Consider the following 14,467-nt stretch of genomic DNA (forward strand, 5'->3'; position numbering starts at 1 on the left):
ACCTGACGGTCCGTGCCGGGCAACCGCCCTCAAGATCAAGGTAACATCGGCGACCGGCGGACCAGATAGCCTATAAAAACTATAGGTTTTATGGTTTGCTGGAAATCGCGCGACGAGGCGCCGAGGAACGGGAGGAAAGATGCCGAGCGTCTGTACCAGGCGGCCACCGATCCGGGCGGCACGCCGGTGACCAGCACCGTCGTCAGCGGACGCGTTGCCGAAGCGCCGACCGGCTCTCGTCCCCAGGTGGCCGCGATCATCGGTGGTGGCGCCGCCGGAGCGCTCGCAGCGCGCACCGTACTGCGCCGTACCAACTGGCGGACAGTGCTGATCTCGCCGGAGTCCCGGCCCGGGCGCGGTGTCGCCTACGGTGCCGCCGGACCGTGGCACGTGCTGAACTCGCGCGCGGCCGCGATGAGCGTCGACTCCGCCGACCCCGGTCACCTGCTGCGCTGGTGCCACGCGCAAGGGCTGCCCGCGGAGCCGGCCACGTTCCTCCCCCGGGCCCGCTACGGCGATTACCTCGCCGACCAGTTCGCGGCCGCCGCGGCCACGGCCGGCGACCGGCTGCGGCGCCGGCTCGCGACCGCCACGGCCGTGCGCCCCGAGCCGGGCGGGTTCCTGGTCACCGACGACACCGGCGGCACCACCCGCGCCGACCACGTGATCCTGGCGGTGGGCAACCCGGCGTCGCAGCGGCCCGCGGCGGTGACCGACGAGGCCTACCGCAGTGTCGAGTTCGTCGCCGACCCGTGGGCGGTCGGCGCGCTGGACGCGATCCCCGCCGACCAGCCGGTCCTGCTGATCGGCACCGGCCTGACCGCCGTCGACGTGGCACTCACCCTGACCTCGGGCGGCCGGCGCACCCCGGTGGAAGCCATCTCCCGGCGCGGCCTGCTGCCCCGGGCCCATCCGGAGCTTCCGCCACCGGCGGCCGATTTCGATCTGCCGGCATCAGCGCGCCTGCGGCCGCTGCTGCGCCGGGTGCGGCAGGAGATCGCCGCCGGCGCCGACTGGGTTGCGGTGATCGATGTCGTACGCACCCGGGCGGACAGCCTCTGGGCGGGCCTCGACGACGACGCCCAGCAGCGATTCCTGCGCCACTGCCAGCGCATGTGGGAGGTGCACCGGCACCGGATGGCGCCGCCGATCGCATCCCGCGTCGGTGACCTGCTTCGCGACGGCGCGCTGCGCGTCCGCGCCGGCCGGCTCACCTCGGTCGAGCCACATCCGGACGGCGGCCTCACCGTGCGGGTCGAGGGCGAGCAGCCACGGCGGTACGGCGCGGTCGTCTCGTGCACCGGCCCCGGCTCGCTACCGGGCGCGGCCGGGCCCCTGCTCGGTGGCATGCTGCGGGACGGGCTGCTGCGCACCGGCCCGCACGGCCTGGGCGTCGACACCGATGCGGACGGCCGGGTACGCGACGCGCACGGCCGGGCCCAGCACGGCCTCTGGCTGGTCGGCCCGCTGCGACGCGGTGTGCTGTGGGAGGCCACCGCCGTCCCGGAGATCCGCGGACAGGTGGAACGACTGGCCGGCGCGCTGCTCACCCCCAACCTGCAGATGCAATAGTACGGGCGGCAGCAGTCTCGCTCATGCCACCGGAAAGCAGCACTACCGGCCGCATATGCTGCCCGGCTACAGTGATCAGTGTGAAACGACTTCTGCGCAGTACCGTGGCCGGGCTCGCCGTGACACTCACCGCGAGCCTGGCCGCCTGCGGCAGCGGCAGCGGCAGCGGCAGTGAGGCCGGCAGGCCGGTCACCGTCTTCGCGGCCGCCTCGCTCACCGAGTCGTTCACCACGCTCGGCGACCGGTTCGAGGCGGCCCACCCGGGCAGCACCGTGACGTTCAACTTCGGCGGCAGTTCCGCGCTCGCCACGCAGATCAACGAGGGCGCGCCGGCCGACGTGTTCGCCTCGGCCGCCCCGGCCAACATGGCGGCCGTGACCGACGCCGGCACCCCGGCCACCTTCGCGCGCAACCAGCTGGTCATCGCGGTCGGCAAGGGCAACCCGAAAGGCGTCACCGGCCTGGCCGCCCTCACCGGCCCGCGGCTGAAGGTCGCGCTCTGCGCGGCGGCCGTGCCCTGCGGGGCGGCCGCCACGACGGCGATCGCGGCCGCCGGGGTGACGATCACGCCGGTCACCCTGGAACAGGACGTCAAGGCCGCGCTCTCCAAGGTGCGTCTCGGCGAGGTCGACGCCGCCCTGGTCTACCGCACCGACGCGAAAGCCGCCGCCGCCGACGTGGACGCGATCGAGTTCCCGGAGTCGGCGCGGGCGGTCAACGACTACCCGATCGCCGTGCTGACAGGTGCCCGGAACACGGCCGGTGGGCAGGCTTTCGTCGACTACGTGCTCTCGCCCGAAGGCCTGCGGGTCCTCACCGACGCGGGCTTCCAGGCACCCTGATCATCATGCGCAAGCGTCGTGGCGGCGTACCCCTGCCCCTGCTCCTTCCCGCGGCCGTCGGCCTGATCTTCCTGGTGCTGCCACTGGTGGGGCTGCTGGCCCGTACCCCCTGGTCGTCGCTGTTGACCCGGCTCGCCGAGCCGGGAGTGACGCAAGCCCTGCGCCTGTCGCTGTGGACCTCGACCCTCGCCACCCTGGTCTGTCTCGTCCTCGGCGTGCCGCTGGCCTGGCTGCTGGCCCGCGTCGAGTTCCCCGGCCGCCGCCTGGTGCGCGCCCTGATCACCGTCCCGCTGGTGCTGCCACCGGTGGTCGGCGGCATCGCGCTGCTGCTCGCCCTCGGCCGGCGCGGCCTGGTCGGATCATGGCTGGACAGCACGTTCGGCATCACCCTGCCGTTCACCACCGCCGGTGTGGTGATCGCCGAGGCGTTCGTGGCCCTGCCCTTCCTGGTGATCTCGGTGGAGGGTGCGCTGCGTGGCGCCGACACCCGGTTCGAGGAGGCGGCCGCCACCCTCGGCGCCACCCGCTGGGTCAGCTTCACCCACGTCACGCTGCCGCTCGTCGCCCCCGGCATCGCGGCCGGCGCGGTGCTCTGCTGGGCGCGGGCCCTCGGCGAGTTCGGCGCCACCATCACGTTCGCCGGCAACTATCCGGGCATCACGCAGACCATGCCGCTCGCGGTCTACCAGACCATGGAGAGCGGCGACCTGGAAGGAGCCGTCGTGCTCAGCCTGATCCTGCTCGTCGTGTCGGTGACCATCCTCGCCGCGCTGCGCGACAAGTGGCTGACCGCGCCGTGAGCCTGCTCGACGCCGCCCTGCGGGTGGAACGGGGCTCGTTCCGGCTCGACATCGCGCTGTCCGTCGCGGCCGGCGAGACCGTCGCGCTGCTCGGACCCAACGGCGCCGGCAAGACCACCGCGCTGCGCGCCCTGGCCGGGCTCACCCCGCTCACCGGCGGCCACCTCCGGCTCGACGGCCGCGACCTGACCGAGGCACCGCCGGAGGAGCGGCCGATCGGCGTGGTCTTCCAGGACTACCTGCTCTTCCCGCACCTCAACGCCCGGGACAACGTGGCCTTCGGTCCCCGCCGGCACGGCGTCGACCGCCGGGCCGCGCACGCCGTCGCCGACCGCTGGCTGGAACGGGTCGGCCTCACCGGGTACAGCCGCCGCAAACCTCGCCAGCTCTCCGGCGGGCAGGCGCAGCGGGTGGCGCTGGCCCGCGCGCTGGCCGTCGACCCGGTGCTGCTGCTGCTCGACGAGCCGCTCGCCGCCCTGGACGCGCGCACCCGGCTGGAGACCCGGGGCGAACTGCGCCGGCACCTCGCCGCCCACCCCGGCGCCGCGCTGCTGGTCACCCACGACCCGCTCGACGCCCTCGTCCTCGCCGACCGGCTCGTCGTCGTCGAACAGGGCCGGGTCGTGCAGGAGGGCGACGCCGCCACCATCACCGCACGGCCGCGCACCGATTACGTGGCCCGGCTCGTCGGCCTCAACCTTTTCAGGGGACACGGCGAGGGGCACACCGTACGCCTCCCCGACGGCTTCACCCTGGCCACCGCCGACCCGGTGCACGGCGACACCTTCGTGGCGTTCCCGCCCGCCGCGGTCGCCCTGCACCCCACCGAACCCACCGGCAGCCCCCGAAACACCTGGCCGGCCGTGCTCGCCGACATCCAGCGGCACGGCGACAGCCTGCGCGTCTCCCTGGACGGCCCGATCACGGTGGCCGCCGACATCACCCCGGCCGCGGCGGCCCAGCTCCGCCTCGAACCCGGCGTCGAGATCTGGGTGGCCTTGAAGGCGGCCGAGACACGCGCCTACCCGGCCGATTGAGCCGTCGATGACGGCCGCCGCCGTGGCTGCGATTGCGGCGGGGACTACGGCGGCTGCGGCGGACGGTCTGCCTCAACCGCTCGGCTCGCTCACCGTCGTAGCGGTCCGCTGCGTTGGTTCGCGCGGCTTGTTGATCTGCTAGCGATGCGAAATCGCTGTGATCATGGACCTGAAACCGCGATTTCGCATCGCTAGCAGATCAACATCTCGCCATGGACGGCGTGTCCGGTGCCAGCGGGGTTCGACCGAGGCGCCAGTCTCGGCCGATCAGCCGTTGCACCCGCCGGCCGCGCGCCGTCAATGGGCCAGGACCGCCGTCGCGCCGGCGATGTAACCCTCCGCTGTTGCCTCGTCCAGCAGCAGCCGTTGCAGAAGGAAGCCCTGCGCCAGACCGAGCATCGCCGCGCCCACCTCGTCCGGGCGCGCCTCGGGCGGCAGGTTGCCGGCGGCCTGCCAGCGGCGGGCCACCTCGGTGCAGTGGTCGCGCAGGGTGCGGTAAACCGCGCTCACCCGCCCGCGTACCTCCGGGTTGCGCAGCGCCTCGCCCCAGACCTGGACGGCGAGCCGGGTGATGTCGACACCGAGGGCCGGGTCGTCGGCCGCCCTGGCGACGACCCCCTGCACCAGTGCGGCGACCGCCTCGGCCGGTGACGGTGCGGCGTCGTCGGCGGGCAGGGCGGCGAAGACGGCCTCCGCGTTGGCCAGCGGCAACCCGGCCACCGCGGTGATCAGTTCCTCCTTGCTGCGGAAGTAGCTGTAGACGGCACCGGCGGAGAGGCCCGACGCCCGGATGATGTCGGCCATCGAGGTGGTGTGGAACCCGTCGGCGGCGAAACAGCCGGCGGCGGCCGCCATGATCGCGGCCCGGCGTCCGGCTCGGTCGTCGTCAGTCATTCTCGGCATGCGCTCCACGCTAAAACGAACGCTCGTTCTTGACAACCGCGTCGTGCGGATCCTACGGTCGTGTAAAACGAATGAACGTTCTCTTGGGAGTCGAGATGCAAACCAAACCTTCACCGTGGTCGCACGTGGCCGCGCTCGCCGCCCTGCTCACCGTGGTGATCAGTGTGCTGCTGACCGCGTTCGCCTGGCCGGCCGTCCGCTCGTCGGTGCACGGCGTGCCGATCGCCGTGGCCGGCCCGGCCGCGGCCACCAGCCAGGTCGCCGCCGCCCTGGAGCAGCGGCAGCCGGGCGCCTTCGACGTGACGCCCGTGGCCGGCACCGCCGAGGCCGAGGCCGCGATCCGGGACCGCGAGGTCTACGGCGCCGTCGACCTGAGCACCGGTACGCCGCGCGTGCTCACCGCCTCCGCCGCCAGCCCGGTGATCGCTCAGACTCTGCAGGGCATCGCGACAGCCCTGGCGAACTCCCCCGCCGCTGTTGCTCCCGGGGCCGCCGCGCAGCCCCCTGCCGCCCCTGCGACCGGCGCGGGCGGCCCGGCCGGGACCGTGCCGGTGATCGACGTGGTCGCCGCGCCGGCCGACGACCCGCGCGGCGCCGGGCTCGCCGCCGCGGCCCTGCCGATCGTGCTGGGCGGGATCGCTGCCGCGGGCCTGCTGACGCTGCGGATCACCGGTACCGGCCGCCGCGTCACCGGCGCACTCACCTTCGCCGTCACCGGGGCCCTGTCCATGGCCGCGATCCTGCAGTTCTGGCTGGGTACGCTCAGCGGCGACTACCTCGCCAACGCCGGCGTGCTGGCCCTCGGCACCGCCGCGATCTCCCTCACCCTGCTCGGCCTCGAATCGCTGCTCGGACCGGCCGGCCTGGGCCTCGGCGCCGCGACGATGATGCTGCTCGGCAACCCGCTCGCCGGCGTGGCGACCGCACCGGAGATGCTGCCCGGCTGGTCCGGCACATTCGGCCAGTTCCTGCCGCCGGGCGCCGCCGGCTCCCTGCTGCGGTCGGTGTCCTTCTTCGACGGCGCGGGCGCATGGCCGCACGCCGCCGTCCTGCTCGGCTGGCTCGCCGCCGGCATCGCCCTGTGCCTGGCCGGCGCGGTGCACGCCGACCGCAAAGCCGGGGCGACGGCCGGCGACAGCGAGCAGCCGCCCGTAGCGGTGCCGGCCTGACGGGCACGGAGCCCGGCCAGGGATGCCGGCGTCACGACGGCGGTGGGATGCGGCGGCGGACGTCGTCGGAGTCCGACGGGCCGGGTTGCCAGGACGCGACCCAGGCTCGGCCGTCTGCGGCGGGGGCGACGACGCCTTCCTCGAGGAAGGCGTACCGGCCGCCGACCACCCGGGATGCCGCCTTCACGTCGAGGTGGTCGGTGTTGTCCCAGAGCGCGGCGAACAGGGCTTCCGCGCGCAGCCGGGACTGCCGGCAGAAGAGGTCGGCCAGTTCGCGGCCCTCGGGGTGGGAGTCTGCTTCGGCCCGGGCCCGGACGCACACCGCGGACATCGCGAAGAGTTCGGCGCCGATGTCGACGACCCGGCCGAGGAAGCCCTGTTTGCGCTCCAGCTTTCCCTGCCAGCGGGACATCGCGTAGAAGGTGGACCGGGCGAGCCGGCGCGACGCGCGTTCCACGTACCGCAGATGGGCGGCGAGGGGGCCGAACTGCCCGTACCCCGCCGGGTTCTGACCTTGACCGACCGCCAGGGTCGGCAGCCAGCGTGCGTAGAACGCGCCGGCCCGCGCCCCCGCCCGCGCCTTGCGCCCCAGCGTGGCTTCGGGGTCGATGATGTCGCCCGCGACGGCGAGGTGGGCGTCGACGGCCTCTCGCGCGATAAGCAGGTGCATGATCTCGGTGGAGCCTTCGAAGATGCGGTTGATGCGCAGGTCGCGGAGGATCTGTTCGGCCTCGGCGGTGCGTTCGCCGCGGGCCGCCAGGGAGTCGTTCGTCTCGTAGCCCCGGCCGCCGCGGATCTGGATGAGCTCGTCGGCGACCTGCCAGGCCATCTCGCTGGCGAAGAGTTTGACGAGCGCGGCCTCGATCCGGATGTCGTTGCGGGAGTCGTCGGCGATCAGGCAGGAAAGGTCGAGCATCGCTTCCATCGCGTACGTGGTGGCGGCGATGAAGCCGATCTTCTTGGCGACCGCTTCGTGCTCGGCGACCGGACGTCCCCACTGGACGCGTTCGGCGGACCATTCGCGCGCGATCGCCACGGCCCGTTTGCCGCCGCCGACGCACATCGCGGGCAACGACAGCCGGCCGGTGTTCAGGGTGGTCAGCGCGATCCGGAGGCCTTTGCCGAGGCCGCCGATCACGTTGTCGGCGGGTACGAACACGTCGTGGAACCGGGTGACGCTGTTTTCCAGGCCGCGCAGGCCGAGGAAGGCGTTGCGGCGCTCCACCGTGATCCCCGGCGCGTCGCCGTCGACCACGAAGGCGGTGATGCCTTTCTCCGGCACCCGCGCCATCACCACGAGCAGGGTGGCCACGGTGCCGTTGGTGGCCCACAGTTTGACGCCGTTGAGCCGGAAACCGCCGTCGACGGGTTCGGCGACGGTGCCCAGGCGAGCCGGGTCGGAGCCGACGTCGGGTTCGGTGAGCAGGAACGCCGACACCTCACCGGCGGCGAGCCGGGGCAGGAAGCGCTTCTTCTGCTCGTCGGTGCCGAACAGTTTCAGCGGCTGCGGCACGCCGATCGACTGGTGTGCGGAGAGCAGGGCACCGAGCGCGGCGTTCACCGAGCCGACGAGCGTGAGCGCCTTGCAGTAGTGCAGGTTCGACAGGCCCAGCCCGCCGTACTCCCGGTCGATCTTCATGCCGAAGGCGCCGAGGCGGGCGAGGCCGTGGAACACCTCGTCGGGGATGCGCGCGTCGCGTTCGATCTGCTGCCCGTCCACCGAGGTGCGCAGGAAGGCACCCAGCTCCGCCAGGAACCGGTCGGCGTCGGGGCGGGGTTCCTGCTCGGGCCGTGGATCGATCAGGTCGAGCCGGAGCCGGCCGAGGAACAGTTCCTTGCCGAAGCTGGGTTTGCGCCACTCGGATTCGCGGGCCGCCTCGGCGGTCTGCCGCGCCTGTTTCTCGGAGACGTGCGTCGTGGCCATGGGCATGCCCTCCTTGACCCTCGTCGTCCCGCCACCGTACCCAGGTTCGTTACCGCAGGGTAGCCATCCGATTACCCGAGTGTCGTGCCGGAAGCTGGCCTACCCCGAGAGAAAGGCCTACGCCTGGCGGGCGCGGCGCCTCGTGCGGTAGGGCAGGACGAAGAGGTAGATGCCGGAGAAGAAGAGCAGGGCGAGAGGGAGGAGCGGCAGGTAGGAGACCCAGAGCATCGGGTCCTTCTGCGCGAGCGCCACGGTCGTGATGACGACGGTCACCGTGAAGGCGACGGCCAGGTAGCGGTGGGTCTGCCGGATCAGCTTGTTCATACCGATCACGCTAGGGCTCCGGGCGTGGCCGATGCTTCTCGAAAACTGACCGGCTCTCGGACATCGGCCGGCCGAGGATGTTCGTCAGCGTGACCGGGTCGTCGTCGCCGGCCAGGTCCAGTTCCAGGCGGATCTCGTCGCCGGGCTGCGGGAAGCGTCGCATCTCCAGGCCGCACAGGCCGGGCAGGGTGCCGCTGGAGAGGACATCGCCGGGGCGCAGCCACTCGCCGCGGGCGGCGTAGGCGACCACCGCACCCAGGTCGTACATCGGATCCGCCGTCGTGCCCCGCGCCCACGTCTCGCCGTTCACCGTCACGCGTCCGGTGAGTTCGCGCCAGCGTGGCAGCACCTCGTCCGCCGTCACCACGACCGGCGACATCGAGTTTGCGAACGTCTTCGCCTTGACCACCCCGCCGAACGTGCCCCGCCGGGTGTCGTCCCACTGGACGTCCCGTGCCGTCCAATCGTTGAGGATCACGAAGCCGCCGATCGCGGCGCGTCCCCCGGCGGCGTCGCAGTCCTTCACCGGCCGCGCGACGAGCACGCCGAGTTCGAGTTCGAAGTCGAGCACCCGGGCGAACGACGGCCACGGCACGGTCTCCCCGCCGGCCTGCATCGCGCGATGGTTGCCGACGTAGAACTGCGGGTCGCGATAGTAGTTCGGCTTCGGCCGCATCGGCGGCAGCACCGTGCCGGTGAGCTTCTCGAAAACGGTTGCCAGCCGGCGCAGCCGGGCCGGACCGAACTCCGCGACAAGCCCTCTCGCACCGTTGATCAGGTGCGCTTCCCAGAGCCCGAAACAGCGCAGCGAGGCGGGCGTCAGCGGCAGGCCGGCGGGTCCGCCGGCGACCTCGATGCGGTACGGGTCAGCGAAACGCTCCCGCGCTTCCCGGATCGCGGCCGGCCCGTCCGCGAGGAAGGTCAGCAGATCGTCGCCGACGACCACCCACGCACCGGTCCCCCGGTCCCACGCCACCAGGCGCCCGTCCGTCATACCCAGCTTCACACCAGGATCAACGGACGAGCACCGGTCCGGGCGCCGGTCAGCTCTTCCAGAACTCCAGGAGGTCCTTGTCGAGCTCCTGCTGGTACGACCCGGCGATGCCGTGCGGCGCACCCTCGTACACCTTGAGGGTCCCGTCCTTGACCAGCTTGATGCTCTTCTCAGCGGCCGCCGCGATCGGCACGATCTGGTCGTCGCCGCCGTGCGCGATGAACATCGGGACGTCGATCTTGCGCAGGTCCTCGGTGAAGTCGGTCTCGGAGAACTGCTTGACGCAGTCGTAGACGGCGGCGAAGCCGGCCTGCATGCCGAGGCGCCAGAACTGGTCGCGCTGACCCTGCGAGATCGTCGAGCCGGGCCGGTTGGTGCCGAAGAACTGGGCCGACAGGTCCTGGAAGAACTGCGAGCGGTCGGCGAGGACCGCGTCCCGGATCGCGTCGAAGGCCTCGATCGGCGTGCCCTCCGGGTTCGTCTCCGACTTCACCATGATCGGCGGAACCGCACCGGCGGTGGCGATCTTGGCGACGCGGCCCACCCCGTGCCGGGCCGCGAACCGCACCACTTCGCCACCGCCGGTGGAGTGCCCGACCAGGATGATGTCGCGCAGGTCCAGCGCGCGGACCAGGGCGTCCAGATCGGCGGCGTACGTGTCCATGTCGTTGCCGTACCACGTGGGCGTGGACCGGCCGTGACCGCGACGGTCGTGGGCGATCGCCCGGAACCCGTTGTCGGCGGCGAGCTTCATCTCGACGTCCCACGCGTCGCTGCTCAGCGGCCAGCCGTGGCTGAAGACGACCGGCTGGCCGCTCCCCCAGTCCTTGTAGAAGATCTCGGTGCCGTCGTCCGTGGTGATGTAGGGCATGACTGGCTCCTCGTGTCGTGGTGCGGCGGTCCCGCACCGGCTACGGCACCCAACCTGCCCGCTCCACCGGCCGCCGCCATCCGTCGGATGACTGCTCGGATGCCTCCGGCGCCGGACCGGGCCGGGCCGGACGTGGCCCTCGTCGCAGCCGCGGGTGGCAGCGAGGACCGCCGCCGCCAGGACGATTAGGGTCGGCGGCATGGATGCCGTGCTCTTCGACTGTGACGGGGTGCTCGTCGACTCGGAGCGGATCACCAATGGTGTGCTCCGCGCGATGCTGCACGAACTCGGGTGGATGGTGAGCGCGGCCGAGTGCTTCCAGCTCTTCGTCGGCCGCGCGCTCGCCGACGAGGTCGGGGTGATCGAGGCGCACACCGGGTTCGCGGTCACCGACGCATGGATCGGCGAGTTCCGCCGCCGCCGCAACGAGGCCCTCGAGCTCAGCCTGGAACCGATCCCCGGTGCGGTCGCCGCCGTCCACGAGATCGACCGGATCTTCGACGGGCGGGTGGCGTGCGCGAGTGGCGCGGACCGCCCCAAGATCGAGCTGCAGCTCACCAAGGTCGGCCTGGACGGCGTCTTCGCCGGCAAGATCTTCAGCGGCATGGAGATGCCGCGCAGCAAGCCCGCCCCGGACGTCTACCTCGCCGCCGCGGCCGCCCTCGGCGTCGACCCGGCCCGCGCCGCGGTCATCGAGGACACCCCGGCCGGGGTGCGTGCCGGGGTCGCCGCGGGTGCGGTCGTCTACGGGTACTGCCCGCCCGACAGCCTCGCCCACCACGAGCCGCAGGTGCTGCTCGACGCCGGTGCCACGCACATCTTCAGCACGATGGCCTCGCTGCCCGCGCTGCTGAAGGCGGACTGACCTGCCCTTGACGCTGCTGAAGGCGGGCTGACCTGCCCCTGATCAGCCGGCGTCGAGGGCGCGCAGCGCCGCCTGGGCCAGCTCCTCGTCGCCGCGGAACGAACCCGCCTCCAGCAGCTCCACCGCCCGCGCCAGGTCCGGGCGGGCCCGTTCGGCCAGACCCAGCGCGGCCCGCGCCCGGCCCATCGTGAGGTGCAGCTGGCCGAGGAAGCCGGCGTACCCGAACTCGGCCGCCATCGGCATCGCCTGCTCGGCCACCCGCAGCGCCTCCGGCCAGCGGCCGGCGTCCGCCAGCGCCCGCGCCAGGGCGGACCGTGCCGAGGTGCGGGCGCTCAGGGCCGGCCGCGGCGCGACCGGCCGGGCGTCGATCTCGCGCAGCGCCGCCTCGCACTCGGCCATCGCCTCGTCCGGGCGGCCGAGAATGTTCAGGATCATCGCGATGGCGGAGCGGGTCTGCACGTACCCGTCATGATCGCCCGCCGCGTCGGCCAGTGTGGTAGCCCGCAGGTAGGCGTCGAGCGCCCGCCCCGCCTCCCCGCCGTTGCGCCACGAGTCACCGGCGTACCGCAACGCCCACGCCTGCTCCTTGACGTCGCCGAGTTCCACCGCCAGCCGGTAGCCCTCCATCGCGATGTCGGCGCCCTCGTCCGGCCGGCGCGCGCAGTGCGTGGCGGCCCAGGCCAGATAGTTGATGTGGGTGACCTCCTGGTGCCGGTCCGGCAGCCGGGCGGCCGCCTCCCGGGACAGGCGGTAGACGTCGTACCAGTGCGCGTGCCGCGCGGTTCGGTCGGAATACCAGTGCAGCGCCTCGGCCAGGTCCACGACCAGCTGGTCCTGGCCGTCCGCCGCGGCCGCCCGCAGCGCCCCCATCCAGTTGCCGGTCTCCTCCAGCAGCCAGTCGCCGGCCTCGTCCAGGGTGGCCAGCGGGACCAGGCCGGCCCAGTCCGCCGGCAGGCTGCCGTAGGCCGGTTCGAACCAGCGGCCCGCCACGATCGCCGTCTCCAGCAGCCAGCGCGTCATCCGGCGCTCGGTGGTGGCCCGGGTCCCGGCCGCCTCCTCGGAACGCAGCCGCTGCTCGGCGAAGAGCCGGATCAGGTCGTGGAACCGGTACCGGTCGAAGCCCTCCAGCTGCAGCAGCCCCAGCTCGACCAGCTCCTCCAGCCCGTCGGTGACCTCGGCCAGGCCGGTACCGGTGAGCACCGCCGCGACCGGGGCACCGAAGTCGACACCCGGCACGTGCGCGAGCCGGCGGAACAGTTCGCGCGCGCCGACCGACAACTGGGCGTGCGACAACGCGAACGCCGCGCCCACCCCCAGGTCGCCGGTCGCCAGCACGGCAAGCCGCCGGTCCGCGTCGGCGAGCCGGTTCCGCAGGTGCTCGGCCGTCCACGCCGGACGGGTGGCGAGCCGGGTGCCGGCGATCCGCAACGCCAGCGGCAGGTGCCCGCAGAGCCGGGCCACGTCGTCCACGGCCTGCCCGGCGTCCGGCACCGCGGCCTGCTCGGCGATGGCCCGCAGCAGCGTGGCCGACTCGGCCGGCGCCAGCGGCTCCAGCGCGATCCGCAGCACCCCCTCCAGCCCGCCCAGCACGCGCCGGCTGGTGACCACCGTCATCCCGGCGCCCGACGCCGGCAGCAGCGGCCGCACCTGCGCCTCACTGCCCGCGTTGTCGAGCACCAGCAGGCAACGCCGGTCCCGCAGCACCGCGCGCAACTGGCTGGACCGTTCCTCGTCGGTCTCGGCGATCCGGCGCGGGCTCACGTCCAGCGCGCGCAGCAGCCGCAGCAGCGCCTCACCCACCTCCAGCGGTTCCGGGTCGGTGCCCCGCAGATCCAGGTAGAAGCGGCCACCCGGGAAACTGCCGGCCAGTTCCTCGGCGATCCGGACGGCAAGCGTGGTCTTGCCCAGCCCGGCCTGCCCGTGCACGACAACGACCGGCGCGGGCCGGTCCGGCTCGCCGCCGGCCAGCTGTTTCACCAGCATCAATTCAGGTGTACGCCCGACGAAGTCACCCACCGGCCGGGGAAGCTCACAGATCCGTGGCCGGCCGGCGCTGCTCGTCCGCTGCCCGTACGCCGCCTCCCGCAGCGCGGCGACCTGCTCGTCGCCGAGCTGCAGCCCGGTCGCCAGCGCCGCCAGCGTGCGCGCCTGCGGTGCCCGGCTGTGCCCGCGCTCCATGTCACTTATCGCGCGGGCGCTGATCCCCGACGACTCGGCCAGCTGCTCCATCGTCAGCCCGGCGGCCTGCCGCAGACCCCGCAGGTGAGTACCGAACCCCGACACCGTGCCCCCCATTTCCCCACAGCAGAACACAGTCAGGATCGTGGATCATGCCCGGATGGCTCACTTCGTTCCCGGTGCGGAGTTGTCCCGGCGGCTCTACACGGACGCCGTCCGGCCCCTGCTGGCAGAGCACTTCCCCGGCGTACGGCACTCGGCTGCCCTGCTCGGCGCCGGTTCCGAGGTGCCGTCCACCACGACGGCCTCGGCCTGCTGCACCCGGTCCGGACCGCACTGGCCTGGTACCCCGACGATCTGTGGCGGTACGTGCTCGCCTGCAAGTGGGCCCGGATCGGCGAGGAGGAATCGTTCGTCGGCCGCTGCGCCGAGACCGGCGACGACCTCGGCGCGGCCGTGGTGGCGGCCCGGCTGGTCCGCGACCTGATGCGGTTGTGTCTGCTGATGGGGCGGCGCTATCCGCCGTACGCCAAGTGGCTGGGCACCGCGTTCGCCCGCCTGCCCGAAGCCGGCGACCTGGGGCCGGTCCTGCGCGGCGCCCTGTCCGCTTCCCCGGATCACCTGGTCAGGGCGTACGAGATGGTCGCGCGCCGGCACAACGACCTCGGCCTGACACCGCCCGTCGACCCGCGGGTGCGCGCCTATCACAACCGGCCGTACCGGGTGCTGATGGCGGGACGGTTCGCGGCGGCGCTGGTCGAGGGGATCACCGATCCGGCGGTACGCGGCCTGCCGCTGACCGGGGCGATCGATCAGTTCGTCGACAGCACGGCGGTGCTGACGAACCGGTCGTTGACGGGCCGGATCGGTCACGCCGTCGCCCCCGCCGATCCCGCGTGAATCGGCTCATGTCCGGGCGGGCATTCGGCGGTGTCCGGGCGATATAGTCGACCGCAGGCGGTGCGCCCGCCTGAGCCTCCGGACGGCC

General features: G+C 72.9%; 13 protein-coding genes. 7 read left to right on the forward strand and 6 right to left on the reverse strand.

Annotated features, from left to right (window positions below; genetic code table 11):
• Positions 1-246: 246 nt before the first annotated feature.
• The 4 genes from LPA41_RS03515 to LPA41_RS03530 all read left to right on the forward strand — a co-directional run bounded on the left by LPA41_RS03515 (position 247) and on the right by LPA41_RS03530 (position 4,251).
• On the forward strand, positions 247-1,572 hold the full coding sequence (locus tag LPA41_RS03515; RefSeq protein ID WP_229068236.1) for an FAD/NAD(P)-binding protein: 1,326 nt from the start codon (positions 247-249) through the stop codon (positions 1,570-1,572).
• 92 nt (positions 1,573-1,664) lie between these two features.
• Entirely contained in the window at positions 1,665-2,414 is a 750-nt protein-coding gene (gene modA, locus LPA41_RS03520; protein WP_374238113.1) for a molybdate ABC transporter substrate-binding protein, read from the forward strand.
• A 5-nt stretch (positions 2,415-2,419) separates the two neighbouring features.
• Entirely contained in the window at positions 2,420-3,214 is a 795-nt protein-coding gene (locus LPA41_RS03525) for an ABC transporter permease (RefSeq protein WP_229068239.1), read from the forward strand.
• On the forward strand, positions 3,211-4,251 hold the full coding sequence (locus LPA41_RS03530) for an ABC transporter ATP-binding protein (RefSeq protein WP_374238114.1): 1,041 nt from the start codon (positions 3,211-3,213) through the stop codon (positions 4,249-4,251). The genes LPA41_RS03525 and LPA41_RS03530 overlap by 4 nt, the downstream gene beginning before the upstream one ends.
• Positions 4,252-4,548: 297 nt before the next feature.
• On the opposite strand, the gene LPA41_RS03535 is transcribed toward LPA41_RS03530, so the two are convergent.
• Entirely contained in the window at positions 4,549-5,154 is a 606-nt protein-coding gene (locus LPA41_RS03535; protein ID WP_229068242.1) for a TetR/AcrR family transcriptional regulator, read from the reverse strand.
• 95 nt (positions 5,155-5,249) lie between these two features.
• Here LPA41_RS03535 and LPA41_RS03540 point away from each other — a divergent pair, with 95 nt between their 5' ends.
• Positions 5,250-6,323 (forward strand): hypothetical protein, encoded by a 1,074-nt coding sequence (locus LPA41_RS03540; protein ID WP_229068244.1) that lies wholly within the window; start codon positions 5,250-5,252, stop codon positions 6,321-6,323.
• 31 nt (positions 6,324-6,354) lie between these two features.
• On the opposite strand, the gene LPA41_RS03545 is transcribed toward LPA41_RS03540, so the two are convergent.
• From LPA41_RS03545 to LPA41_RS03560, 4 genes are all read right to left on the reverse strand, one after another.
• Complete coding sequence (locus LPA41_RS03545; protein WP_229068245.1) at positions 6,355-8,247, reverse strand: acyl-CoA dehydrogenase family protein; 1,893 nt, start codon at positions 8,245-8,247, stop codon at positions 6,355-6,357.
• Positions 8,248-8,364: 117 nt separating this feature from the next.
• Entirely contained in the window at positions 8,365-8,571 is a 207-nt protein-coding gene (locus LPA41_RS03550) for a hypothetical protein (RefSeq protein WP_229068246.1), read from the reverse strand.
• A 10-nt stretch (positions 8,572-8,581) separates the two neighbouring features.
• Positions 8,582-9,565 carry a fumarylacetoacetate hydrolase family protein gene (locus LPA41_RS03555; RefSeq protein WP_229068247.1) on the reverse strand — a complete coding sequence of 328 codons (984 nt, stop codon included), beginning with the start codon at positions 9,563-9,565 and terminating at the stop codon, positions 8,582-8,584.
• Positions 9,566-9,614: 49 nt separating this feature from the next.
• Positions 9,615-10,436 carry an alpha/beta fold hydrolase gene (locus LPA41_RS03560; protein ID WP_229068248.1) on the reverse strand — a complete coding sequence of 274 codons (822 nt, stop codon included), beginning with the start codon at positions 10,434-10,436 and terminating at the stop codon, positions 9,615-9,617.
• Positions 10,437-10,635: 199 nt separating this feature from the next.
• On the opposite strand from LPA41_RS03560, the gene LPA41_RS03565 reads away from it, so the two are divergent.
• Complete coding sequence (locus LPA41_RS03565) at positions 10,636-11,301, forward strand: HAD family phosphatase (protein ID WP_229068249.1); 666 nt, start codon at positions 10,636-10,638, stop codon at positions 11,299-11,301.
• Positions 11,302-11,343: 42 nt separating this feature from the next.
• Here LPA41_RS03565 and LPA41_RS03570 read toward each other — a convergent pair whose 3' ends face one another.
• On the reverse strand, positions 11,344-13,596 hold the full coding sequence (locus LPA41_RS03570; protein WP_229068251.1) for an XRE family transcriptional regulator: 2,253 nt from the start codon (positions 13,594-13,596) through the stop codon (positions 11,344-11,346).
• Between LPA41_RS03570 and LPA41_RS03575 the strand changes: the two genes are divergently transcribed.
• Positions 13,564-14,379, forward strand: a complete 816-nt coding sequence (locus LPA41_RS03575) for a DUF4037 domain-containing protein (protein ID WP_229068253.1) — start codon at positions 13,564-13,566, stop codon at positions 14,377-14,379. The two genes, LPA41_RS03570 and LPA41_RS03575, sit on opposite strands and share 33 nt — an antisense overlap.
• The last annotated feature ends 88 nt before the right edge of the window (positions 14,380-14,467 follow it).

The sequence above is a fragment of the Actinoplanes sp. DH11 genome (assembly GCF_020873875.1).
GTDB lineage: Bacteria > Actinomycetota > Actinomycetes > Mycobacteriales > Micromonosporaceae > Actinoplanes.